We start from the raw sequence: 24917 nt of genomic DNA on the forward strand, positions 1-24917 counted from the left end.
CTCAGTTCTTTTTTTTATGGCCAAAGAATTTCTCTTTGTAAATTAAAATTAAGTAATGCGGAATGGCTAGCATTCTGATGAAACGAGAGGGTTCTTGGAATAGACGATACAGCCATTCAATATGATGATTCTGCCAAAATTGAGGGGCGCGGTTTACCGTTCCAGCTAACACATCGAAACTACCACCAACCCCCATCCAGATGCTGTCAGATACTTGACGATTACGCTGAATGAATTTTTCCTGATTTGGGAAACCTGTAGCGACGAAAATGAAATCAGGCTGACTTTTCTTAATTGCGTCAACAATTGCTTGATCATCTTTGAAGTAGCCGTTATGGAAGCCTGCTAGATTAATATTAGGATAATCGGCACTAATCGTTTTAACGACTTTTTGAATGACTGATTCAGCTGCCCCAACTAAATAGATTGATTTTTGCTGATTATCAGCCCATTTAAGCAAGCTTATTAAGGTATCAAAGCCTGTAATGCGTTCGGGCATTGGTGTGCCTAAAATGGCACTACCTTTAACAATGCCAATACCATCTGGCGTGATATAGTCAGCTTGTGTGAGAATTTCCTTATAATCAGCATGTTGGCGCGCAAACAGCACAATTTCTGGATTGGCTGTCACAATGAAGCGATTTGCATGGGCTAATGAATCCATTTCAATTTGAGTTAAAAAGGCATTATTTGTAGTATTTATAAATTCAATATTTAATATGGTTGTTTTTTTAAAATTATTTGGCATAAATTTGACCCTCGCTTTTTAAACTTTGTCTTATTATAACAGAAGATAAACTGTGAATATGACGGATTACTTAAAAAATGGTAGAATGTAACTTATAATTTGTGTGCTGGAGCATTTTCCAGTAATGCATTCACTTTAAAGGAGAAACATCATGGTAAAAAAATACCCAGATGATAGTTATACTTTGCATACGGACGCTTACCAAATCAATATGATTCAAACTTATTGGGAAAAAAATATTCACAATAAAAATGCTGTATTTGAAGTGTTTTTTAGAAATTTACCTTTTTCTAATGGTTATGCTATTTTTGCTGGTTTAGAAAGAGCTATTAATTATATTCAAAATTTAGAATTTTCAGAGACAGATATTGCGTATTTAAGAGAAGTAGCAGAATATCCAGATGATTTTCTTGCTTATTTGAAAGATTTTCATTTTCGTGGCACAATTCGCGCAGCTGTTGAAGGTGAAGTTGTCTTTAACGGTGAACCTATTCTACAAGTTGAAGGTCCTTTGGCAGACTGTCAGTTAGTAGAAACAGCCTTATTAAATATTATTAATTACCAAACGTTAATTGCGACGAAATCAGCTCGTATTAAAGCAGTTGCCGGTAACGATGGCGTGTTGGAATTTGGGACAAGACGTGCTCAAGAATTTGATGCAGCGATTTGGGGCACCCGTGCCGCTTATATTGGTGGATTTGATGCAACAAGTAACGTTCGAGCTGGTAAAATTTTTGGGATTCCTATTAGTGGTACACATGCTCATTCGTTAGTTCAAGCCTATAGAGACGACTATGAAGCCTTTATGGCCTATGGCACAACTCATTACGATTGTGTATTTTTAGTGGATACATACGATACGTTAAAGGGTGGTGTACCCAGTGCAATCAGAGTGGCTAAAGAATTAGGCGATAAGATTAACTTCCTAGGGGTCCGAATTGATAGTGGCGATATGGCATATATCTCTAAGCGCGTTCGTGAACAATTAGATGAAGCTGGATTTACGGAAGCTAAGATTTATGCTTCTAATGATTTAGATGAAAAAACAATTACTAATTTAAAAATGCAGGGTGCTAAGATTGATGTTTGGGGCGTTGGCACAAAATTAATCACGGCTTATGATCAACCAGCGTTGGGGGCCGTGTATAAATTAGTTGCTATTGAAGGTGATGATGGCCAAATGGTTGATACCATCAAGCTAAGTAATAATGCAGAAAAAGTGTCAACACCAGGTAAAAAGCAGGTTTGGCGGATTACGAAAAAATCAGATGGAAAAAGTGAAGGGGATTACATCTCATTATGGGATGAAGAACCTCAAAAACAAGATTCACTTTACATGTTCCACCAACAATATACGTATATTAATAAATTGGTAACTGATTATGATGCACGACCAATTTTACAAGACATTTTTGTTGATGGTGAATTAGTTTATGATCAACCTGAATTGGATGCCATTAGAGAATATTCAAGAATTCAATTGGACGGTTTGTGGGAAGAATACAAACGTGAATTAAATCCACAAGATTATCCAGTTGATTTATCGCAAAAAAATTATGATAATAAAATGGCGATTATCCAAAAAATTAGAAATGATATGAATAATATCAAATAAATGAGGGAGTGTTCATTTTGACTAACCTGCAAAAACAAATTATTGAAACTTTAAAGGTGAAACCAAGCGTTGATCCTGCTGAAGAAATTCGTGTCAGTATTGATTTTATGAAGGCTTATTTAATAAAATATCCCTTTTTGAAATCATTGGTTTTAGGGATTTCTGGTGGACAAGATTCAACACTCGCTGGGTATTTGGCCCAACAAGCGGTTAATGAATTACGCAAAGAGACCGGGGATGACAGTTATCAATTTATTGCTGTTCGATTACCTTATGGGAGTCAAGTTGATGAATCTGACGCATTGGATGCCATTACGTTTATTCAAGCAGATCAAGTAGCACGCGTAGACATTAAGGGTGCCACAGATGAAATGGTCAAAAGCTTAATTGAAAATGATCTTGACGTTTCTGATTTTAACAAAGGAAATGTGAAAGCGCGTCAACGGATGATTGCGCAATATGGGATTGCTGGTGCAAAAGCTGGTGCGGTTGTAGGGACTGATCATGCTGCTGAAGCTATTACTGGATTTTATACAAAATATGGTGATGGTGGCGCTGATATTACGCCACTTTGGCGCTTAGATAAACGTCAAGGAAGGGCTATGTTAGCGCTGCTCAATGCACCTGAACATCTTTATTTAAAAGTACCAACAGCCGATTTAGAAGAAGATCGTCCAGCGCTGCCCGATGAAGTTGCATTGGGTGTTACTTATGATAATATTGATGATTATCTTGAAGGTAAGACCGTTTCAAAAGAAGTGAGTGACAAGATCGAAAATTGGTATTTGAAGACGGAACATAAACGTCACATGGCAATTACTGTTTATGATTCTTTTTGGAAGTAAAATAGTTGCGTAACCCATTTGATTTCAGTTATACTTAAAGAAATCATAGGGGAGTAACTAGCGGATTATCCGCGGCAATGTCACCAACAAGAAAGTTCTTTTTCTGGTATTGCCTTAAATAGTGAGACTTATGTATGTTTAAAGTTCCGCAACATACATAGGTCTTTTTTTGTATCTTGTGGACGACTATATTAAGGAGGCTCACTATGACAAAAAGGATTTATGCACAATCAGTTGAAGACGTTCTAATAGATCAAAAGACAGATTTGGCAGGGCTAACAACGCAAGAAGTAATGGAACGAACGGAAAAATACGGTTTGAATCAATTATCAGAAGGTAAACGTAAATCATTACTGCAAAAATTCTTTGATCAATTCAAAGATTTTATGATTATTGTCTTAATTATTGCGGCCGTCATTGCGGCTTCATCAGGTGAAGTTGTTGATGCAATTATTATCATGATAGTTGTCATTTTAAATGCGATTTTTGGTGTTTTTCAAGAATCCAAGGCTGAAGAGGCAATTAATGCATTAAAAGAAATGTCGACGCCTAATGCCAATGTCAAACGAAATGGTCAAATTGAAATTATTAAAAGTGAAAATTTGGTACCTGGCGATATTGTCTTGCTTGAAGCGGGTGACGTCATTCCAGCTGATTTACGGTTAACGCAGATTGCCTCACTTAAAATTGAGGAATCCGCCTTAACTGGTGAATCAGTTCCGGTAGATAAAAGTCTGATTTTATTAAAAGATGAAGATGCCGGGATTGGTGATCGCCATAATATGGCCTTTATGAATAGTAATGTCACTTATGGTCGTGGTGAAGGAATCGTTGTTGGTACGGGAATGAATACCGAAGTTGGCCGTATTGCAGGGATGCTTAACTCCGCAGATGAAATGAAAACGCCACTTCAAGAAAATTTAAATCAATTAGGTAAAACCTTAACTATTTTAATCTTAATTATCGCCGTTATTGTCTTTTTTGTAGGTTTACAAAATGGGGATAACAGTGTGATTGATATGTTATTAATTGCGATTTCGTTGGCCGTTGCTGCTATTCCAGAGGGATTACCCGCAATTGTTACCATTATTTTGGCGCTTGGTACGCAAAAAATGGCCAAAAGAAATGCGATTGTTAGAAAATTACCAGCAGTTGAAACGCTAGGTAGCACTGATATTATTGCATCAGATAAGACGGGAACGTTAACGTTGAATCAGATGACTGTTGAAAAAATAGTTATCAACAATCAGTTATTAGAGGCTGATGAAGTAACACCTAATTGGGATAACCCGTTATATCAAGTGATGACATTTAGCAATGACACGAAACAAACGTCTGAGGGTCAGTTACTTGGTGATCCAACAGAAACGGCTCTTATTCAATATCATTTAGATCATGGCTTAGACGTGACGGCATTATTAGCGAAGGAACCGCGAGTGGCTGAAGTGCCTTTTGATTCTGAACGTAAATTAATGTCAACCATTCAAAAAGTTACTGACAAACTATTTTTTGTTGCCGTTAAAGGGGCCCCTGATCAATTGTTGAAACGTGTGACACGTTACGTTGAAAATGGTGAGATTAAAACAATGACTGATGCACAGTTAGCCATCATTATGGCCAATAATCACGATATGGCAACGCAAGCATTACGTGTGTTAGCTTTTGCTTATCGTGAAATAGAGACCCTCCCAGAAATAGTGACTTCAGAGACAGTGGAAAATGATTTAATTTTCGCTGGATTAGTTGGTATGATTGATCCGGAGAGACCTGAAGCTGCAGCCGCAGTACGTGAAGCTAAAAAAGCAGGTATTCGACCATTAATGATTACGGGCGATCATCGTGATACGGCTGAAGCAATTGCTGTTCGATTAGGTATTGTTGAAGCAGGTCAGCATGAAGCTATTATTTCTGGTGCTGAGTTAGATGAATTATCGGATGCCGCATTTGAAAAGCAAGTGGCGCAATATTCAGTGTATGCACGAGTATCGCCTGAACATAAGGTTCGGATTGTTAAAGCATGGCAGAAAAAGAATCAGGTAGTCGCAATGACTGGTGATGGTGTCAATGATGCCCCCGCTTTAAAATCAGCTGATATTGGGATTGGTATGGGAATCACCGGGACTGAGGTATCAAAAGGGGCTTCAGACATGGTGCTTGCCGATGATAATTTTGCGACAATTGTTTTTGCGGTTAAAGAAGGTCGTAAGGTCTTTTCTAATATTCAAAAATCAATTCAATATTTACTCTCTGCAAACTTAGGTGAAGTTCTTACGTTATTCGTTATGACGATGATGGGTTGGAGTATTTTGGCGCCTGTGCATATTTTGTGGATTAACTTGGTGACAGATACTTTTCCTGCCATCGCCTTGGGTGTTGAACCTGCCGAAAAAGGGTTGATGAATCATAAGCCCCGTGGCCGTAGAGCAAACTTTTTCTCAGGTGGTGTGATGCCAAGTATTATTTATCAAGGTATCTTAGAAGGGGTCATAACATTATTTGTTTATTGGTTGGCTTTAACGTATCCTGTTCATATGGGTGCTAAATTGATTCATGCAGATGCTTTAACAATGGCTTTTGCAACATTGGGATTAATTCAGTTATTTCATGCCTTTAATGTTAAATCAATTCATGGATCAATTTTCAACCGTAATATCTTTAAAAATGTGACATTTAACTGGTCAATTTTGGCCTCATTTGCGATGCTTGCAGCGACAATTTTAATTCCTGGATTAAATAAAATGTTTCATGTGAGCCATTTGGACATGTATCAATGGGGAATTGTCTTAGCAGGCTCGTTCTCAATCATTGTGATTGTTGAAATCGTGAAATTTGTTCAACGATTAGTCAAAAAAAATAAATAAAAGGAAGTATGTATCTTGAAAAAAAGAGTTAATGTTAATTATTATATCAATGCACTAAATGATGTTGCACAAGCAACTGAAGAAATGGGTAATTCGTTAAATGAGCATTATGAAATCATGGAAAAAGCAATCAATGCTGATGATTTTTCAACTGTTTCAGATGATGAATTTACGACAACTAAAGAAAAATTTGTCGAAGGTACTGCAAGTTATCAAGAAAATTTGAGTAAATTAGATGATTTACAAGTGCCAATCCCTGTTTTAGGAAAACATAAAAAATTGATTAGTGGCTACCGTACTTTCGTTGAAGGCTGTGACGAAATGACAAACAGTATCAACGTTGAAAAACATCTTGTTGAAGTGGCTGCTTTTAAAGGCTCAGAAGAGAAACAAGATCAAGGAATGACACAAACAACAGATATGATGCAACGTATTATGCAACAAATTTTAGGTTAATTTTAACTAAAGAGATTGATATTAGGAATGGTTGTGCTGACGCCTATTATTAGTCTCTTTTTTATGAACAAAAAATATTTGAATTGAGGTCATTATTATGGAAAAAGCAATCATGCCGTTAGTGTTAAAAGAGTTAAAGCAATATAGAGAAAAACAAGTTAATGCCGTTTTAGGGATGCTCGATGAAGGGAATACAGTGCCCTTTATTGCACGATATCGAAAAGAAAGAACAGACAGTTTGGATGAAGTTCAAATTCGTGAAATCGAATCGACTTATAAACATGTTGAAAGTTTAGAAAAGCGTAAGTCAGAAGTTATCCACATCATTGATGAACAAGGTTATTTGACGGAAGCTTTAAATAAAAAAATTATGGCTGCCCAAAAGTTACAACAAATTGAAGATTACTACCTGCCTTTCAAACAAAAGCGTCGAACTAAAGCCACAATTGCCAAAGAAGCAGGATTGGAACCATTTGCTAAATGGTTATTATCGTTCCCTCAGACCTTGACTGAAATCAAACAAAAATCAGAAGCCTTTATTAACAGTGATGCCGCCATTTTAACTGAAGAAGATGTTTTTGCCGGGGCTCATGAAATTCTGGCTGAGGCCTTTGGTGAAAGTGCTGAATATCGTGAATGGATTCGGAAGGCAACGCAAAAAGAAGGCCTATTTGAAGCTAAGGTTAAGGCTGAAGAAAAAGATGAAAAAGGTATTTATCGTGATTATTATGACTTTAGTGAAGCACTAAAATCAGTGGTTCCGCATCGTGTTCTCGCTATTAATCGTGGTGAAAAAGAGGGAATTTTAAAAGCGTCCGTTGTAGCGCCAGAACAAGCTATTATGACATTTATGCATTTTAGAATTATTGGTAGAAATAGTGGTGACGCAGTTGCAATCATTGAAGAGGCGTACCAAGATAGTTATAAACGATTTATTAAACCAGCAATTGAACGTGAAATTCGTAAAGGCATGACAGAAGTTGCTGAAGAACAAGCTATCAATGTTTTTGGGGATAACTTGTATCACTTACTTATGCAGGCACCTTTGAAAGGTAAAATTGTTTTAGGCTTTGATCCAGCTTATCGAACAGGGTGTAAATTAGCGATTGTTGATGGAACAGGTAAATTCTTAGATAAATTGGTGATTTATCCACACAAACCTGCGAATGGTGAAAAACGTGCGGCCGCTGCTGGACAATTCAAAGATTTTCTTGAGAAATATCAAGTTGAAATGATTGCGATTGGAAATGGAACGGCAAGTCGTGAATCTGAACAATTTGTTTCAGATATTTTAAAAGAAATCGAGCGACCTATTTTTTATGTTATTGTCAATGAAGCCGGTGCATCAGTCTATTCAGCTAGCCAAGCCGCTCGTGACGAATTCCCAGACTTACATGTTGAAGAACGATCAGCGATTAGTATTGGTCGTCGCTTGCAAGATCCGTTGGCTGAATTAATTAAAATTGATCCTAAGTCGGTAGGTGTTGGTCAATATCAACATGATGTCGCTGAAAAAAAATTAGATGCACAGTTAGATGTTGTGATTGAAGATGCAGTTAATAACGTCGGCGTTAACTTAAACACAGCTAGCTCAGAGTTATTAACAAAAATCTCTGGATTAAATTTAACAATTGCTAAAAATGTGGTTATGTATCGTGATGAGAATGGTAAATTTACGAAACGTCAACAACTTAAAAAGGTGCCTCGCCTAGGACCTAAGGCTTATGAACAAGCAATCGGGTTCTTACGGATTGTTTCTGGGGATAATATTTTAGATAATACCGATATTCATCCTGAAAGTTATCCACTAACCAAACTTTTGTTGAAAGAGTTGGGGATAAAGGTAACGGAACTGGGTAAAACGGAAACTAATGACCGCTTAGCACAGGCAAATGCTGAAAATTTAGCACAGGCTGTGGATAGCGGCGTTGAAACGGTCACAGATATTTTAACGAGTTTACAAAAACCAGGTCGTGATTTACGTGATGATATGCCGGCACCATTGTTACGTCATGATGTTTTAACAATTGAAGATTTGAAACCAGGGATGTCCTTACAAGGGACAGTTAGAAATGTCATTGATTTTGGTGCCTTTGTGGATATCGGTGTTAAACAGGATGGACTTGTCCACATTTCACAGTTAACGGATAAGTTTGTTAAAAAACCAAGTGAAGTCGTCGCAGTTGGGGATATTGTCACCGTTTGGGTAATGGAAGTTGATTTGAATCGACACCGTGTCCAATTAACGATGAAACGACCTGCAGATAAATAAGATGACGGATTTTGAATTAACAACACTGGTAAAAAACATATCAACAACCTTTTTTAAGCAACCCTTTAGACACAAGGCGTTATTTAATAGAAGATTACGGACGACGGGTGGACGCTATCGGTTAAATGATCACAATATTGAAATTAATCCTAAAATGTTAACAGAGCATCACGAGGCTGTTTTAATCGGTGTTATCAAACATGAGTTGTGTCATTATCATTTGCACCTTTCACGTCAAGGGTATCAACATCGTGATCGTGACTTTAAACAATTATTGGCAGCAGTTGGTGGGAGTCGGTTCGCACCTGCTAGTCCAAAAGTAGTTAAAATAAAAAAAGTGATTCATTATCAATGTGCTAATTGTGGACAACAGTATAATCGACAAAGGAAAATTAATTTATCGCGGTATGTTTGTTCAAAGTGTCGAGGTAAGTTAATTTTAGTGGAAAATTAACTTTTTTTAAAATGAGGCTTGTAACAAAGGACAATTTTTGCTACAATTATGATTGTTCTTGCGAGTATGGCGGAATTGGCAGACGCGTCAGACTAAGGATCTGGTGGGATAATATCCCGTGATGGTTCGAATCCATTTACTCGCATCATAGATTTACCAAAAAGCACTTGAGCCTGTTACTACAGGGTTCGGTGCTTTTTTTAATGAATAATGGGCAGGCTGGCGTATTATGAGGTTAAATAATTATTAAGCGTTAATCAATTTTGTGTCTTAATGTCACTATTATTGATAAAATAGAATGAATGAGACTTAACGACTGGGAGAATGGGTAAATTGAATAATTATGTCAAAATAAAAACGACGGCACATTTTGTGCCAGAACGAATCGTGACGAATGATGAACTAGCTGCATTTATGCCTACATCTGATGAATGGATTGTGGCACATACTGGGATTCAAACACGGCATTACGCTATTAATGAAAATACATCAGATCTAAGTACAAAAGTGGCAAATGACCTTTTGCGTAAATCTGGATATGCAGCATCAGAGATTGATTTAATTATTGTATCAACTATTTCACCAGATGCTATAACGCCATCAACGGCGGCAATTGTTCAGGGCAATATTGGGGCAACAAATGCGTTTGCTTTTGATATTAGTGCTGCTTGTGCTGGATTTGTATTTGCGATGAGTACTGCAGAAAAATTTTTGCGTACGGGACAATACCAACGAGCTATTGTCATTAGTGCAGAAGTTAACTCAAAAATGATGGACTTTAAGGACCGTACAAGTGCGGTTTTCTTTGGGGATGGAGCTGGTGGCGCCCTTATTGAAGCATCAGAAAAGCCGATAGATGAAAGTTTTATTGCTGAAAAAATTGAAACAAATGGCCTCAAAAAAGAAGTGATTCATAGTGGCCGAATTGCGCCTTTAAGTGAAATTAATGGTGATAATTATCCAACAATGGATGCTTTTTTCCAAGAAGGTCGAGATGTTTTTGAATTTGCGACAACAGTTGTGCCTGTTCAGATGAAACGATTACTCGCAGATAACCAGTTGAAAACAAGTGATATTGATTTGGTTGTATGTCATCAGGCTAATTTACGAATCATTGAAACAATTGCTGCTGAATTAGAGATGCCAATTGAGAAATTTGCGACGAGTGTTGTTCATCATGGAAATACGTCTTCGGCAGGAATTCCTATGGCTCTCGATGAAGCAATTGAACAAGGATTTACAGGTGGCACAGTCTTATTGACTGGATTTGGCGCAGGTTTAGCCTATGGAAGTTTACTAATAAAAATTTAAGGTGTGTGCGAATTAATGAAATATAATGAAATAAGTCAATTATTAGATAAAATTGCAACGATGCCCTTTTCTCATGTTGAGATAAAAGATGGCGAGTTTAAAGTCGTTATTGATCAGGAACAATTAGCCGAGAAGCCAGTTTCAAAAATAAAGGTACAAACGGATGTAAATGAAACTATTTTTGTGGTTAAAAGCCCACTTGTTGGCCTAATTCATTTTGATAAAATGGGTGAAGTCGGAACTCAAGTAACTAAAAAAGAAGTTATTGCTCAAATTGAAAGTATGAAATTGTATAATGATATTCAATCCTCAGTGACAGGGGTCATTCTTGAACGATTAGTTGATGATGGCGAGTTAGTTGAATTTAATCAAGATTTATTTAAAATTAGAATAGATGGATAGGTGAGTCATTTGTTTCGAAAAATTTTAATCGCAAATCGTGGCGAAGTTGCCGAACGAATTATTCGGGCTTGTCTAAAATTAAAAATACAAACGGTTGCGGTGTATTCAACGGTGGATGCACAAAGTCGATTTGTTGAACTTGCTGATGAAAAAATTTGTATAGGCTCAGCTTTAGCTAAGGATTCTTATTTAAATCGTGAAAGTTTATTAATGGCAGCATTAAATATGAATGTTGATGCCATTCATCCAGGTTATGGATTTTTATCTGAAGATGCGCACTTTGCACAAATGTGCGCTGAATGTGGGCTGACTTTTATTGGTCCCAGTGCTGCGCTGATACAACAATTAGCGGATAAGGATAAATCTCGGTTATTGGCGATTGAAAAAGGCGTCCCCGTTATCCCCGGCTCCGACTTGATTACGTCTGATGCTGAACTTATTGCAGAAGCAAATAAGCTTGGGTTTCCGTTACTCATTAAAGCTGCACATGGTGGTGGTGGTAAAGGAATTCGATTAATTGAAAAAGAGTCTGATCTGTTGCCTGGTGCTGAAATTGTCCAGCAAGAAGCTAAATCTTCTTTTGCCGCAGGCAGTTTTTATCTTGAAAAAAAGTTGGTCCATGCGCGACATATTGAAGTTCAGATTATTGGTGACGGTCAACATATTCAAGTGTTGGGCGATCGTGACTGCAGCTTACAAAAGCATCGACAAAAGGTGATTGAGGAAAGTCCGTCAACTATTTTGACTGTTGAACAGCGTAATAAAGGATACCGTTATGCTCGTCAATTGATGGCTAATTTACATTATGTAGGGTTGGGTACAGTGGAATTTTTATTTGCTGATAATCAATTCTATTTTTTGGAAATGAACACGCGGTTACAAGTTGAACATGGCGTTACTGAAGAAACTATCAATTTGGATGTGGTTCAACAACAATTACGAGTTGCAGATGGCGGAAAAGTGACCAATGATAATCTATCCATGAACGGTCATGCGATAGAATGTCGGTTAACGTTAATACCAAGTCTAACGGATCAAATTACACGCTTTGATTTTCCAGCAGAGAGTCGAATTGAAACGGGATATCGTGTTGGTGATGTGATTTCTGCTTTTTATGATGGCTTATTAGCCAAAATTATTTGTCATGCTGAAACAAGAGAATTAGCTATTTTAAAAATGCAAAAGGTATTGGAAGCAATCAATATTTCTGGTGTTGAAACTAATTTAGTACAGTTAAAAGCAATTATAAGGTCACAAGCCTTTAGGGCAAACACAATTTCAATCGATAGCAAAATCTAAGGTGGTGGGTTAAATGAGTCATTATCCAGAGCACAATCAATGGCAAAAATGTCAGCATTGTGGCACACATTTGCATGAAAGTGAATGGGCGCCTTATTTTATTTGCCCCAATTGCCAAACTTATAAACGCTTGACTGCGATGGAAAGAATTGCTATTTTGACGGATAAAACTAGTTTTGAAATAATTAATGTAGAAAATCAAACAGAAAATAAAGCACAATTTCCAGGTTATTCAGAAAAATTGGAACGGGCTAAGCGCGCGACAACGTCAGATGAAGCTGTCGTCGTGGGAAAAGCTAGCATTGATAAGCGACCATTAGTTTTGGCAGTAATGGATAGTTTTTTTATGATGGGTTCTTTGAATACAACAGCAGGAGCCAGAATTAAAATGGGGATGCAAGTTGCATTAGAGCAACGTTTGCCATTCGTGATTGTGACAGCTTCTGGTGGTGCTAGAATGCAAGAGGGAATTTATTCTTTATTACAAATGAATACCATTTTGTATATGAAAAAAAAGTTAGACGATGCTGGGTTGTTAGTCATCTCATTATTGACAGATCCAACCATGGGTGGCGTTAGTGCTAGTTTTGCGTTGAATAATGATATTGTACTGGCAGAGAAACAAGCGAAGATTGGATTTGCTGGTGAGCGGGTCATTAAAAAGACAGCAAATGAAAAGTTGCCTGCTAATTTTCAAACGGCAGAAGGCCTGTATGAAAATGGTTTTGTTGATCAAGTTGTCGATCGTCAAAGAATAAAGCAAGTGCTTAGTCAGCTATTAACGTTACATGTATAAGGAGAAAATGAAATGGACTCAGATTTTTTAAAAAAAGTGCGCTCAAATGACAGATTAAGTACTAAATTTGTTATTGCTAGTCTATTTGCTGAATTCTTCGAAAATCATGGTGATCGCGTTGGCGAAGAAGACGCTTCAATTACTGGTGGTATTGGATTATTTCATGGTCGTCCAGTGACCATTATTGGCATTAATCGTGGAGAAACATTAGAAGAACGGTTAGCGTATAATTTTGGTGCTGTAAAACCAAGCGGGTATCGAAAAGCGATACGTTTATTGGATCAAGCTGAGAAATTTAAGCGACCTGTTGTGACATTAATCAATATGCCAGGAGCAGATGCTAGTGTTAAATCTGAGCAGATGGGTCAAAGTTATGTTATTTCTGAAATGATTTTAAAAATGGGTGCGTTGCAGGTTCCTAACATAGCTATCTTTTTAGGAGAAGGACAAAGTGGAGGTGCTTTGGCTTTAGCGAATGCAAATGCAATTATGATGGTTGAAAATAGTTTGTTTTCAGTAGCCTCTCCAGAAGCAGTTAACGCCATCTTGAAAAAGTCTAATCCAAACGAGATCGAAACGAGTTTGCCAATGATGGCAACCGAACTTTTTGATAGAGGGTTAGTTGATGTCATATTACCAGAAAAGAATTCGGCAGCAACAATAAAGGCGATGGATAGCGAATTAAGCAAATTAGTGAACGTACTAGTTGCTAGTTCAGGCGCTGATCTCATTGAACAACGCGAAATGAAATATCAAACTTTTTTGAAAAATTGGTAAAAAAGAAGTTGTCCTCAAGTTATTTTGAGGGCAACTTCTTTTTGATTGTTTAGTTATTCTGAAAGTTTTTGGTCTAAACGAGTAAAACTTTGTGTTGAGTTTTTTAAACCTAATTGAGAACGAATCGCATTTGAAACACGTTTTTTCTCATTTGTAGATGGTACTTCAAATGAAAGCCCATCTACATCGGTACTTGTTCCTTGCAAAAGATCAGATTTAATTGATTCAGCGGCATCTCTGTAACTAGTTTCAATTGTAATCATATCATTGAAACTGAGATCAGTTACCATATTACCATCAATTGTTTTTAACAATTTTTTGTAGTTTGTAAGAGAACTGACAGATTCTGCTTTACCAGCAATTGCGGTAATAATCTGTTTTTGACGCTTTTGACGGCCATAATCACCTAATGGATCTGAGTGGCGCATTCTTGTATAGCCCAATGCTTGTTTACCAGTTAAGTGGATTTTTTCACCTTTTTTGTAATGTGTTCCCCCATAGTTGAACGAGAGTAGTGGTTTAACATCAACACCGCCGACGGCATCAACAATTTTCTTTAAACCACCCATATTAATGACCATGTAATAATCGATGGGAACATCTAATAAATTTTGGACAGTGTTGACGGCTGATGTTGAACCATCACGGCCACCATAGGTATAAGCACTGTTAATTTTTGAAGCACTTTCGTTGCTGCCATCAATTTTAACTTCAGTATCACGAGGGATACTTATTAAAGTGGTTTGTTTCGTTGCTGGATTAACGGTTGCGACAATTAGTGTATCTGTCCGGCCAGCATCATCTCTACCTAACGCACCGGTATCTGTCCCCATTAATAAGATTGAAAATGGTTTTTTCTGACTTAAAATACTTGAAACATTTCGTAATTTTTTTGCTTTCGTTTTTTTATAGGTTTTTGCGACCGTTTTTTCGGTATGGGTAATTGCCGAATAAGCGTATACGCCTCCAAATCCAATTCCCAAAAGTAATAAAATTAATAACCCCCATAATAATGGATGCTTATTTCTTTTACCTTGAGAGTCACTTCTTACTGAAGGTGTAATCCCCGAATCGTTATTTTTAGACATGGTTGTCCTGTACCTTACCTTTCATTCAATTAAAGAGAGTATACGATAAATAAAAATAAAAAGCGATTGGTCTTAAGGGATTATTAAGGAATTAGGATAAATTTCAAAGCAAGGGATGGGTGTTATTTTAGGCTAAGGTGGCTATTGCACCAATAAAAAGAAATTATTATATTACGGTTATGTCATTTTTATTAAAATAAAGAATGGTTACTTATTAGCCGATACATGCCATTAGAAGTAATGAAAATAAGAATTGTAACATTCGTGTAATGTTATTGAAATCAAATGACGTTAATTGAATTCGAATGTAAACGAACCGTAATGGTATGTACCTAAGAATCGTGATATTCTATTCTAGTTGAGAAAAGAACAACCTGAAATTAAATAACGTTTAAATAAATAAGAAATACAATGAAAATTAATAGGAGAGTGCCTTTTGAAAATTAATAGTAAAATCGCTAAAGTAATGATGATGACAGCAACACTTGTTGGAATGAGCGCAGCTGTAAAACAAGTGAGTGCTTCAGATAGTATAACTGACTTAACAAGCACAATTACTAAATTAAATAGCAAGAGCACAAAAGTAACTGCAAAATTAGCAACAATTAATAGTGAAATCACTTCAACTAAAGCTGAGGTTAAGAGTGCTAAAGATAGTGCTGCAAAACTTGAAGCAGATCAATATAATTTAGGCAAAAAAATTAGTCGTTTAAATGTTGAAATTACACAGAGAGATTCACAACTAGCTAACCAAACACGTGCATTACAAGTTGATGGAAGTACGACAAGCATGGTGCAATTTGTCTCGGATTCAAAAAATGTTGTCGACGCCTTTAAACGTGTTGGGACAGTTACAACCTTAGTTAGTGCTGGTCAAAAGGCTGCTAAACAACAAAAAGAGGCTAAAGCTGAAGTTAAATCTGATAAAGTTCAATTAGATAAGAAAGCAGTAGCTCAAGAAAAAACAGTTAAAGAATACACAAATAAACAAGCTGATTTAGCTGTTAAACAAGCAAATGCAAATACATTAAAAGCACAAATTGATTCAAAAAAATCAGATGCACAATCATCTATTGATAAAGCAAAAGAAGCAGAGGCAGCAGCTGAAAAAGCAGCAGCTGAAACAAAAGCAGCTAATGCTAAGAATGATGCAGAAGCAGCAGATGTAGCAGCAGCAAAAGCAACTAAGGCAGCAGCAAGTTCAAATGATATAAGTAAATCAAATTCAAGTGATACGAGTTCAAGCAAATCAAACTCAAATGACACAAAATCAAGTCCTGTAAGCTCAAACAAATCAACTGCAAATAACGTAAGTTCAAATAATACAAGTTCAAGTAATACAAGTTCAAGTAATACAAGTTCAAGTAACTCAAGTTCTGTGAGTGCTTCAAATCTTGATACAAGTAGTATTGTTGCTTTAGCACGATCATTAGCTTCAAAAGGAATTCCATATAAATATGGTGGCACTTCATTGAGTGGCTTTGATTGTTCTGGATTTACACAATACGTTTATGCACATGCTGGTGGTGGCTCATTAAGCCGTACAGCTGCTTCACAAGAATCACAATCATCAAAAATTTCAGTGTCACAAGCTAAACCTGGTGATTTATTATTCTGGCATCAAGGTGGCCCAGCATATCATGTTGCTATCTACTTAGGTAACAATCAATTTGCTGAAGCACCAACTGAAGGACAAAATGTTCATGTTACGACAATAAGTAAATGGTGGGGCCCAGATTCAGCTGGTCGCATCTAAAGATAAAATCTGAAAAGACTTAAAACAACATCGTTGTTTTAAGTCTTTTTTGTTATAATGAATAGTAATGAATAGCGAAGAGGGTTTGAACAATGGTTGAATTGGTTCTAGTAAGGCATGGTGAGAGCTTAGCAAATAAAAATAATGAATATACTGGTTGGTCCGATGTTCCTTTGACAACTAAGGGAATTAATGAGGCTAAAGCTGCAGGCGTAATCATTCGAGATACGGGGATTCATTTTTCACAGGTACATACATCTGTTTTGAAGCGTGCGATTATAACCAGTAATATTATAATGGAAGAAACTAATCAACTTTGGTTGCCAATACAAAAAAATTGGCGATTAAATGAACGCCATTATGGGGCATTACGTGGCTTAAATAAAGAGGATACTAAACGTAATTATGGTGTTGAGCAGGTTGCTCAGTGGCGTCGTAGTTATACTTCAGTGCCGCCAAGTTTGTCAGTGCCTGATAGTGATAGGCGATACAGTTATCAACTTGAAAGAAGTTTGCCAACCGCAGAAAGCTTAAAAATGGCGTTTGAACGTATTTTACCGTACTGGCAAGATGTTATTGCGCCAGAGTTACGTCAAGGTAAGAACCAGCTAGTTGTCGCACATGGTAGTACACTTAGAGCCTTAATTAAATATTTGGAAAACATTTCAGATTCAGATATTGATGGGGTTGAAGTGCCAAATGGGGAGCCCATTCTATATACATTAAATGATGATTTGACTATTAAAAGTAAACAAATTTTGACACAAAAAAAGTAACAACAAATTTTTATTTTGTTGTTACTTTTTTAATTAGGCTAAAGCACCCATTGGATCCCAAGGAGCAAGAACTTTAGGTTCTTCTTTTAGAATAGCTTGTAATTTTTCTGGTAAGAATTTCTTGTTAACAACAACTTGGTAACAGTATTCTTCCATCCAGTCATCACTCATAACGAAGAAGCCTTTTTTACCAACTTTTTCGCCCCATGAGTTTTCAACTTTCCATTTAGTTGCTTGATCATTGACCAAATCGACACCCGTTAAGACCATGGCATGTGTCATCAAACTTTCGCCATAATCAAGACGTTCTGCTTTTGATAAAGCTAAATCAATATTGAATAGTTCATCTTTATGGTAAAGTTCCGTATCCATAATCCCTTTTTGACGTTCAGATGATTGACCGACATCACAGCCGAACCAAACACTTTCGCCTGATTGTAATTGCTTAATGGCAACTTCTCTAAAATCAGCCATATCAACATTTAAATGACGAATAGGACGACCATCGACGACATTACCGAGACGATCAACTGTGTACATCTTGTTGTATGGTTTGTCATCTGTTGGGCCATTAATGATTGAGACATAGTCACTTAAGTCCCAGCCGATAAATTTTTCGTAGAATGTTTTTGGTGTTAAATCTTGATCAATATGATAGTTATTATCAGAATCACGATATTCAAAATCAAATGTAGCAGGTGGTTCGCCAAAACTATATGCCAATAAACGATAGATTTCAGTTAATTTAGTTTCTTTAACTGCTTCAATCTCTTCTGAACTTGTTCCAGCAGCGACAAGTTCACGTAAATCAACGGCATCTTTTCTTAATTTTAAGTTTAAAGTGGCGTTAATTTCGCTTGATTTAGAGCTATTGTACGTTTCAGGCATAACAGATTGAGGAACAACACCATATTTTTCGATAATGGCAACGATCATATCCCATTGGCCACCATCTTGTTGAGGTGTTGTCATTAACCAAGAAACGGTCCGATCACTGGTTGGTTTATCAGCTGTTTCGAGGACATTTTGGTAGAAGTAATTTGCTTTTTCAAGTTTATCCCAGAAGTAGGTGAAATTTTGTGACAATTCAAAATCTTTAGCAAATTTGAAATTTGTTTTCATATCATGGCGCATTGTATTTAATGCGGCGAACATCCAACAACGACCTGATTGTTTCTGGTTAGAAACTTGACCAACGTCGAGATCGATTGAGAAAACAGGGTCCATTTTAGCTTGTGCTTTTAAATCGTAACTATTGGCTAAAATACCATTTTTTGTAACTGCGCGCTCAATAACGGTGTGGCTTTCACGTGCATGTAAGTTTTTTTGAAATTTTGCGAGTTGTTCTGAACTAATTGATTGTGTCAAAAAAATCACACTCCTACATAAGATTTAAGTACTACATTTAGTATAATGCATTCAATTAGATTAGTAAACAATGTTAAAAAGAAAAGAGAATTCTCATTTAAAATAAAGAGAAATTTGCGTATTTAAAAAGAGTCAATCGAAATTAACTCTTTCTTTAAATTATTTAATTGTAAATGTATCAGAGTGTGCATCTAAGACTTCAGGACCTGCTTGACGTCCTACGATAACAGTATTCACGCAGTCTAAAAATAGACCTTGTTCAACGACACCAACTTGTTTGACTAAGTAATCTTGTAAGCCAGCTGGATCAGTTATTTCGCCTAAATGTAAATCAATGACAAAATTTTTAGAATCTGTTAAGACGTTTTCACCATTTACAGTTCTGAACTCAGGATTAAGTCCTTTAGCTGCTAACTTTTTGAATAATTGGTGACTACCATAAGGAATCACTTCAACAGGAAGCGGAAACTTACCCAAAGTGTGGACAAGTTTACTTTCATCAACAATCCACATATTTTTAGTTGAGTTGATGGCAACAATTTTTTCAAATAAATGAGCAGCGCCACCGCCTTTAATTCCTTGGAAGTGATCGTCAATTTCATCTGCACCATCAATTGTTAAATCAATATGATCAACTTCGTCAACCGATTTAACTGAAATACCAAGTGATTTAGCTTGTTCTTCTGTTCGGATTGACGTTGAAACACCAACGATTGATAAGTTTTCTTCTTTAACACGTTTTCCTAGCGCATCGACCATAAATTTCACTGTTGAACCGGTACCAAGTCCAACAACCATACCGTCTTTAATAAATTCAACCGCTTTTTGTCCAACTAATTTCTTTAAGTCATCTTGATTCATTTGAGTCACGCTCCTAGTTTTTATTGAGGTGCATAAATTAATTTTGAAAGTTCTGGATGTTTACTCATATAGACCTTTGTATAAGGACATAATGGCAAAATAGTCTGATTATTCGCAATAACCTGTTTGATTAAATAATCGGTCATTTTTTGAGCAATCCCTTGATGCTGGTGCGCATCATCTACCCAAGTATGTTCAAATACCATTGTCTGATTATCGTTAATTAATGTAAAACTAATTCGACCGATTAACTGGTTATTAGCGTTATACTCACGTAAATCGGTTTCATTTAGTTGAAAAGCCATTCGAGCACCTCACCTTCAAAACTAATTATAACATTAAAAAACGGCCAAAAACTAGCCATTTATGTCATGAATGAGGTAAGATAAAAAGTAAACAAATAATGAGGATATAAAAATGAAAACTAGAGGATATAAAAATGAAAACTAGAGGATTTGAAATTGTTACTAAATATGTAGGTAAAATTAAGTTACCTGTTCGTTCGACAGCCAATTCTGCAGGGTACGATTTAGCTGCTGCTGAAGATTTTGTGCTACCATCAATTTGGAAAAGTGGTTTTTTAAAGGTATTATGGTTAATTCGTCACAGTAAAACAGTTAACGAGGATGAATTGGCTCAAGCACATGCTATTTTGAAACCTTATCTGATTCCTACAGGAATTAAGGCATATATGCAAGATAACGAATTTTTATTACTGGCAAATCGGTCAAGTAGTCCATTGAAACGTGGTTTAATTTTACCAAATGGAATTGGTGTCATTGACTCTGATTATTATGGTAATGAAAAAAATGAAGGTGAAATTTTTATTCAGACGGTTAATTTTAGTTTGAAAGATCAAGTTATAAAAAAAGGTGATCGTGTTGGACAAGGTATCTTCATGCCTTATTTGATGGTTGATAATGAAAAAGTGACTGCAACAAAACGGGTTGGTGGTTTTGGATCATCGGGTAAATAATTATTATGGAATAGTTAAGAATACTGACACCAATTACAGGTTGCGTTTTATGTGATAAAATATTAGCAATAGAAAGTATAAAAAAGGGTGGGGATTTGTATGGCAAAAGTAAAAACACAATTTGTATGTCAAAACTGTGGCTACACCTCACCAAAATATTTGGGACGCTGTCCTAACTGTGGTGAATGGAATACGTTGGTTGAAGAACGTGAACAATCACAAAAAGCAGATCGTAAAGCCCGGGTGAGTTTTACTGGTAATGCTGTTAAACCAGAGTTGTTAGATGATGTCTCAATGGCAGAACAGGAACGCGTTGAAACAAATCTAGGTGAGTTGAATCGTGTTCTTGGTGGTGGCGTTGTACCGGGATCGCTAGTTTTAATTGGTGGTGATCCCGGAATTGGTAAATCAACCCTCCTTTTACAGGTTTCTGGACAGTTAAGTCAAACGGGTGGAACTGTTTTATATGTTTCCGGTGAAGAAAGTGCTGTTCAAATTAAAATGCGTGCCCAGCGTCTTGGCGTTGGTGGTAAGAAATTTTATCTTTATCCTGAAACGGATATGGGTAACATTCGTCAAAATATTGAAACATTGAATCCAGATTATGTAGTGATTGATTCGATCCAAACGATGCAAGAACCGGAGATGTCCGCAGCAGTCGGTAGTGTTTCTCAAATTCGAGAAGTAACGGCTGAGTTATTGCAGATTGCCAAAACCAATGGCATTACAATTTTCATTGTGGGACATGTGACCAAGGGTGGTGCAATTGCTGGACCCAAAATTTTGGAACATATGGTTGATACCGTTCTTTATTTTGAGGGAGATATGCATCATACATTCCGTATTCTACGTGCGGTTAAAAATCGCTTTGGGTCAACAAATGAAATTGGAATTTTTGATATGCGTGAAGGTGGTCTATTTGAAGTTGCTAATCCGTCTGAAATTTTCTTAGAGGAACGGTTGGCTGGTGCAACAGGCTCAGCTATCGTGGTATCTATGGAAGGAACACGTCCCATCTTGGTGGAAGTTCAGGCGCTGATTACACCAACCGTTTACGGAACAGCTAAGCGAACAACAACGGGACTTGATCATAATCGAGTCTCATTAATTATGGCTGTACTTGAAAAACGAGCAAGTTTGTTGTTACAAAATCAAGATGCTTATCTTAAGGCAGCTGGTGGTGTGAAGTTAGATGAACCCGCAATTGATTTGGCAATTGCCGTTAGTATAGCATCAAGTTATCGAGATAAAGAAACAGATCCCGCAGATAGTTTTGTCGGTGAAATTGGATTAACCGGCGAAATTCGGCGGGTTAACCGAATCGAACAACGCGTTGCTGAAGCACAAAAATTAGGCTTCAAGCGAATCTTTATTCCAAAAAATAATTTATCAGGATGGACACCACCTAAAGGTATTAAAGTAGTTGGTGTTGCAACATTAAGCGAAGCACTCAAAGTCGTGTTTAGCTAGAGAGGAGATTTAAGTATGCGTAGAAATATTATTAAAGGTGTGATTGCGTTAGTTGGTGGTGGTATTGGCGTTAGTTTATTGCCACTTCTTTGGAAGTTAGTCGATATTGCAAGAATTGGTTGGTTAAATAATGGGGTCGTTAATTTTTTGGTGGGTGTTGTTTTAGCCTTTATATTATCCTTTTTCTTAATTACGCCACTAGAAAAATTACTGACTAATATTGAAAGTTATTTAACAAATCAAAGTCCCATGATGTTATTAACGGCTAGTGTATCTACTATTGTCGGGATGGTCATCGCTATTTTGGTATCAACACCATTTTATCGTTCAGAAATTTGGTTATTGAATACAATTGTGCCAGTTCTTTTACTTTTCTTGTTGGGATACTTTGGTTTCGTTATTGGAACCAACCGATTGGAAGATTGGCGTAAATTATTTACGTCAAAAAATAAGAAAAATGATGTCGTTGAAAGTAGTTTGTTAGATCGAAATGCCAATGATAACTATCATGAATACAAAATTTTGGATACAAATATCTTAATTGATGGCCGAATTTATGATTTGATTAAAACAGGTTTTATAGAAGGAACGTTATTGGTGCCCAACTTTGTTTTATATGAACTTCAATATATTGCTGATTCAGCGGACAGTATCAAACGGGTCCGTGGGCGTCGTGGATTAGATATTTTAAATAAACTGCAAGATGAGAAAATTATTCCAATTGAAATGTATGAGGGTGATTTTGCAGATATTGAAGAGGTTGATAGTAAATTAATTAAATTAGCTAAAACAATTGATGGGGTCATTGTGACCAATGATTTCAACTTGAACAAAGTAAGTGAATTTCAAAATGTTCAAATCTTAAATGTGAATGCATTAGCTAAATCATTAAAACCACGTGTTATTCCAGGTGAACAATTACGGGTAGTTGTTATAAAAAATGGTTCGGAACGTCAACAAGGGGTTGCTTATTTGGATGATGGCACAATGGTTGTTGTTGAAGAAGGAAAATACTTCTTGAACAAAACGATTGATGTTGTTGTGACAAGTGCGCTTCAAACGGATGCTGGAAGAATGATTTTTGCGAAACCATTACATTCAATGAAAAAAATAAACGACAAGAAATAAAGGCAATACTTAGATTATTGGCTTTATTTTTTATGTAATTCATTGTAAACTAGATGAGTTGATTAAAGCCTTAAATAGGCGATTTGAATCGTCATAAACAAATACAGAAAAAAGAAAGAGGCGTTATCATGGCTAAAAATAAAATTCGTGTCAGATATGCACCAAGTCCAACTGGACATTTACACATTGGAAATGCGCGTACAGCGTTATTTAATTACTTGTTTGCTAGAAGTCAAAAAGGAACTTTTATTATTCGTATTGAAGATACGGATACAAAAAGAAATATTGCTGATGGCGAACGTAGTCAGTTAGATAACTTGAAGTGGTTAGGAATGGACTGGGATGAAGGTCCTGATAAACCAGGCGATTTCGGCCCATATCGTCAATCAGAACGTAAAGCTATTTATTTACCACTTATTCAAGAATTAGTAGATAAAAATTTAGCTTACGAATCATACAAAACTGAAGACGAACTTGAAGCAGATCGTGATGCGCAAAAAGCCCGTAACGAAATGCCTCATTATGAATATGAATATGCAGGGATGTCTGATGATGAAATTGCTGCTAAGATTGCTGAATCAAAAGCTGCAGGTCTAACACCAGTTATTCGTTTCCGTGTACCAACAAACAAAAAATATGAATTTAAAGATATTGTTAAAGGTGATATTACGTTTGATTCTAATACAATCGGTGGCGATTTTGTCATTCAAAAACGTGATGGAATGCCAACTTACAACTTTGCCGTTGTTGTTGATGACCACTTGATGGAAATCACACATGTGCTTCGTGGTGACGATCATATTGCAAACACACCTAAACAATTAATGATTTATGAAGCATTTGGCTGGGATGCCCCTATTTTCGGACATATGACATTAATCATTAATACAGAAACAGGTAAAAAATTAAGTAAACGTGATGAAAATGTGCTTCAATTTATTGAACAATATCGTGAATTGGGTTACTTACCAGAAGCAATGTTGAACTTTATTACATTATTAGGGTGGTCACCAGTTGGTGAAAGTGAAATTTTCTCTCGTCAAGAATTGATTAAAATGTTTGATCCTAAACGTTTGAGCAAATCACCAGCTTCATTTGATGGTAAAAAATTGGAATGGATCAATAACCAATACATCAAATCAGCTGATGAAGATAAGGTAATGGATTTAGCTTTACGTCAACTAATTCAAGATGGCAAAATTGAAGCTGATCCAAGTGCTGAAAAAATTGAATGGGCTCGTAAATTAATTAGCCTATACAAACAACAAATGTCTTACACTGGTCAAATTACTGAGATGGCTGAAGTCTTTGTGAGCGAACCACCTGTTCTTGATGATGAAGCTAAAGCAGAATTGGCTGTTGAAACAGCCCCAACTGTTTTAAAGGAATTTGCTGAACGTATTCAAGCAATTGATATTTTTGATGCTGTTGCTATTCAAGCAACAATCAAATCAATTCAAAAAGACACGAAGATTAAAGGACGTCAATTGTACATGCCTATCCGTATCGCAACGACACGTGAAATGCATGGGCCTGAATTACCAGCTTCAATTGAGTTACTTGGTCGTGAAAAAGCATTAGCTCATTTAAATAAAACATTAGAAGAAATGAATACAAAATAATTTTTTGATAAGAGAGAGTAACAACTTTGTGTTTTT

Annotated in this window: 22 protein-coding genes and 1 tRNA gene; 18 read left to right on the forward strand and 5 right to left on the reverse strand. The window is 36.4% G+C overall.

Annotated features, from left to right (window positions below):
• Window position 1 precedes the first annotated feature (1 nt).
• On the reverse strand, window positions 2-748 hold the full coding sequence (locus ACVPPR_RS02075) for a WecB/TagA/CpsF family glycosyltransferase (RefSeq protein ID WP_462304522.1): 747 nt from the start codon (window positions 746-748) through the stop codon (window positions 2-4).
• Between the two features lie 151 nt (window positions 749-899).
• Between ACVPPR_RS02075 and ACVPPR_RS02080 the strand changes: the two genes are divergently transcribed.
• From ACVPPR_RS02080 to accA, 12 genes are all read left to right on the forward strand, one after another.
• Window positions 900-2363 (forward strand): nicotinate phosphoribosyltransferase, encoded by a 1464-nt coding sequence (locus ACVPPR_RS02080; RefSeq protein ID WP_462297328.1) that lies wholly within the window; start codon window positions 900-902, stop codon window positions 2361-2363.
• Window positions 2364-2380: 17 nt separating this feature from the next.
• Window positions 2381-3208: an ammonia-dependent NAD(+) synthetase gene (gene nadE, locus ACVPPR_RS02085; RefSeq protein ID WP_462304523.1), complete on the forward strand. Its 828-nt coding sequence runs from the start codon at window positions 2381-2383 to the stop codon at window positions 3206-3208.
• Between the two features lie 206 nt (window positions 3209-3414).
• The gene (locus ACVPPR_RS02090; protein WP_462304524.1) at window positions 3415-6069 is read left to right on the forward strand and encodes a cation-translocating P-type ATPase; all 2655 of its coding nucleotides are present in this window, start codon (window positions 3415-3417) and stop codon (window positions 6067-6069) included.
• A 15-nt stretch (window positions 6070-6084) separates the two neighbouring features.
• Window positions 6085-6525, forward strand: coding sequence for a hypothetical protein (locus ACVPPR_RS02095; RefSeq protein ID WP_462297325.1), 441 nt, complete (start codon window positions 6085-6087; stop codon window positions 6523-6525).
• Window positions 6526-6622: 97 nt separating this feature from the next.
• Window positions 6623-8797: a Tex family protein gene (locus tag ACVPPR_RS02100; RefSeq protein WP_462304525.1), complete on the forward strand. Its 2175-nt coding sequence runs from the start codon at window positions 6623-6625 to the stop codon at window positions 8795-8797.
• Between the two features lies 1 nt (window position 8798).
• Window positions 8799-9251 (forward strand): SprT family protein, encoded by a 453-nt coding sequence (locus ACVPPR_RS02105; protein ID WP_462304526.1) that lies wholly within the window; start codon window positions 8799-8801, stop codon window positions 9249-9251.
• Window positions 9252-9311: 60 nt separating this feature from the next.
• Window positions 9312-9396 (forward strand) — tRNA-Leu (locus tag ACVPPR_RS02110).
• Window positions 9397-9575: 179 nt separating this feature from the next.
• Entirely contained in the window at window positions 9576-10562 is a 987-nt protein-coding gene (locus ACVPPR_RS02115; protein WP_462304527.1) for a beta-ketoacyl-ACP synthase III, read from the forward strand.
• Window positions 10563-10577: 15 nt separating this feature from the next.
• Window positions 10578-10964 carry an acetyl-CoA carboxylase biotin carboxyl carrier protein gene (locus ACVPPR_RS02120; RefSeq protein WP_462297321.1) on the forward strand — a complete coding sequence of 129 codons (387 nt, stop codon included), beginning with the start codon at window positions 10578-10580 and terminating at the stop codon, window positions 10962-10964.
• 9 nt (window positions 10965-10973) lie between these two features.
• Window positions 10974-12263, forward strand: a complete 1290-nt coding sequence (locus ACVPPR_RS02125; protein WP_462304528.1) for an acetyl-CoA carboxylase biotin carboxylase subunit — start codon at window positions 10974-10976, stop codon at window positions 12261-12263.
• Window positions 12264-12276: 13 nt separating this feature from the next.
• Window positions 12277-13059, forward strand: coding sequence for an acetyl-CoA carboxylase carboxyltransferase subunit beta (locus ACVPPR_RS02130; RefSeq protein WP_462304529.1), 783 nt, complete (start codon window positions 12277-12279; stop codon window positions 13057-13059).
• 12 nt (window positions 13060-13071) lie between these two features.
• Complete coding sequence (gene accA, locus ACVPPR_RS02135) at window positions 13072-13836, forward strand: carboxyltransferase subunit alpha (RefSeq protein ID WP_462297318.1); 765 nt, start codon at window positions 13072-13074, stop codon at window positions 13834-13836.
• Between the two features lie 53 nt (window positions 13837-13889).
• Here accA and ACVPPR_RS02140 read toward each other — a convergent pair whose 3' ends face one another.
• Window positions 13890-14924 carry an LCP family glycopolymer transferase gene (locus ACVPPR_RS02140; protein WP_462304530.1) on the reverse strand — a complete coding sequence of 345 codons (1035 nt, stop codon included), beginning with the start codon at window positions 14922-14924 and terminating at the stop codon, window positions 13890-13892.
• Between the two features lie 436 nt (window positions 14925-15360).
• Between ACVPPR_RS02140 and ACVPPR_RS02145 the strand changes: the two genes are divergently transcribed.
• Complete coding sequence (locus tag ACVPPR_RS02145) at window positions 15361-16680, forward strand: C40 family peptidase (protein WP_462304531.1); 1320 nt, start codon at window positions 15361-15363, stop codon at window positions 16678-16680.
• A 92-nt stretch (window positions 16681-16772) separates the two neighbouring features.
• Window positions 16773-17456 carry a 2,3-bisphosphoglycerate-dependent phosphoglycerate mutase gene (locus ACVPPR_RS02150; protein WP_462297315.1) on the forward strand — a complete coding sequence of 228 codons (684 nt, stop codon included), beginning with the start codon at window positions 16773-16775 and terminating at the stop codon, window positions 17454-17456.
• 33 nt (window positions 17457-17489) lie between these two features.
• On the opposite strand, the gene ACVPPR_RS02155 is transcribed toward ACVPPR_RS02150, so the two are convergent.
• From ACVPPR_RS02155 to ACVPPR_RS02165, 3 genes are all read right to left on the reverse strand, one after another.
• Complete coding sequence (locus ACVPPR_RS02155) at window positions 17490-18824, reverse strand: C1 family peptidase (protein WP_462297314.1); 1335 nt, start codon at window positions 18822-18824, stop codon at window positions 17490-17492.
• Between the two features lie 159 nt (window positions 18825-18983).
• Window positions 18984-19685 carry a ribose-5-phosphate isomerase RpiA gene (gene rpiA / locus ACVPPR_RS02160; RefSeq protein ID WP_462304532.1) on the reverse strand — a complete coding sequence of 234 codons (702 nt, stop codon included), beginning with the start codon at window positions 19683-19685 and terminating at the stop codon, window positions 18984-18986.
• A gap of 20 nt (window positions 19686-19705) precedes the next feature.
• Window positions 19706-19990, reverse strand: coding sequence for a GNAT family N-acetyltransferase (locus tag ACVPPR_RS02165; protein WP_462297312.1), 285 nt, complete (start codon window positions 19988-19990; stop codon window positions 19706-19708).
• A 134-nt stretch (window positions 19991-20124) separates the two neighbouring features.
• Here ACVPPR_RS02165 and ACVPPR_RS02170 point away from each other — a divergent pair, with 134 nt between their 5' ends.
• From ACVPPR_RS02170 to gltX, 4 genes are all read left to right on the forward strand, one after another.
• Window positions 20125-20661, forward strand: coding sequence for a dCTP deaminase/dUTPase family protein (locus ACVPPR_RS02170; protein WP_462304533.1), 537 nt, complete (start codon window positions 20125-20127; stop codon window positions 20659-20661).
• Between the two features lie 99 nt (window positions 20662-20760).
• Window positions 20761-22131 carry a DNA repair protein RadA gene (radA, locus tag ACVPPR_RS02175; RefSeq protein WP_462304534.1) on the forward strand — a complete coding sequence of 457 codons (1371 nt, stop codon included), beginning with the start codon at window positions 20761-20763 and terminating at the stop codon, window positions 22129-22131.
• Between the two features lie 15 nt (window positions 22132-22146).
• Window positions 22147-23259, forward strand: a complete 1113-nt coding sequence (locus tag ACVPPR_RS02180; protein WP_462297309.1) for a PIN domain-containing protein — start codon at window positions 22147-22149, stop codon at window positions 23257-23259.
• 128 nt (window positions 23260-23387) lie between these two features.
• Window positions 23388-24881 carry a glutamate--tRNA ligase gene (gene gltX, locus ACVPPR_RS02185; protein ID WP_462304535.1) on the forward strand — a complete coding sequence of 498 codons (1494 nt, stop codon included), beginning with the start codon at window positions 23388-23390 and terminating at the stop codon, window positions 24879-24881.
• Window positions 24882-24917: the final 36 nt, after the last annotated feature.

The organism is Dellaglioa sp. L3N (assembly GCF_054941095.1).

Coding starts and splice junctions, on each gene's coding strand:
- rpiA (WP_462304532.1), bottom strand. CDS start 19,685: ATGAATCAAGATGACTTAAAGAAATTAGTTGGACAAAAAGCGGTTGAA.
- radA (WP_462304534.1), top strand. CDS start 20,761: ATGGCAAAAGTAAAAACACAATTTGTATGTCAAAACTGTGGCTACACC.
- gltX (WP_462304535.1), top strand. CDS start 23,388: ATGGCTAAAAATAAAATTCGTGTCAGATATGCACCAAGTCCAACTGGA.
- ACVPPR_RS02150 (WP_462297315.1), top strand. CDS start 16,773: ATGGTTGAATTGGTTCTAGTAAGGCATGGTGAGAGCTTAGCAAATAAA.
- ACVPPR_RS02090 (WP_462304524.1), top strand. CDS start 3,415: ATGACAAAAAGGATTTATGCACAATCAGTTGAAGACGTTCTAATAGAT.
- ACVPPR_RS02180 (WP_462297309.1), top strand. CDS start 22,147: ATGCGTAGAAATATTATTAAAGGTGTGATTGCGTTAGTTGGTGGTGGT.
- ACVPPR_RS02080 (WP_462297328.1), top strand. CDS start 900: ATGGTAAAAAAATACCCAGATGATAGTTATACTTTGCATACGGACGCT.
- ACVPPR_RS02130 (WP_462304529.1), top strand. CDS start 12,277: ATGAGTCATTATCCAGAGCACAATCAATGGCAAAAATGTCAGCATTGT.
- accA (WP_462297318.1), top strand. CDS start 13,072: ATGGACTCAGATTTTTTAAAAAAAGTGCGCTCAAATGACAGATTAAGT.
- ACVPPR_RS02120 (WP_462297321.1), top strand. CDS start 10,578: ATGAAATATAATGAAATAAGTCAATTATTAGATAAAATTGCAACGATG.
- ACVPPR_RS02105 (WP_462304526.1), top strand. CDS start 8,799: ATGACGGATTTTGAATTAACAACACTGGTAAAAAACATATCAACAACC.
- ACVPPR_RS02075 (WP_462304522.1), bottom strand. CDS start 748: ATGCCAAATAATTTTAAAAAAACAACCATATTAAATATTGAATTTATA.
- ACVPPR_RS02170 (WP_462304533.1), top strand. CDS start 20,125: ATGAAAACTAGAGGATTTGAAATTGTTACTAAATATGTAGGTAAAATT.
- ACVPPR_RS02165 (WP_462297312.1), bottom strand. CDS start 19,990: ATGGCTTTTCAACTAAATGAAACCGATTTACGTGAGTATAACGCTAAT.
- ACVPPR_RS02115 (WP_462304527.1), top strand. CDS start 9,576: ATGGGTAAATTGAATAATTATGTCAAAATAAAAACGACGGCACATTTT.
- ACVPPR_RS02100 (WP_462304525.1), top strand. CDS start 6,623: ATGGAAAAAGCAATCATGCCGTTAGTGTTAAAAGAGTTAAAGCAATAT.
- ACVPPR_RS02140 (WP_462304530.1), bottom strand. CDS start 14,924: ATGTCTAAAAATAACGATTCGGGGATTACACCTTCAGTAAGAAGTGAC.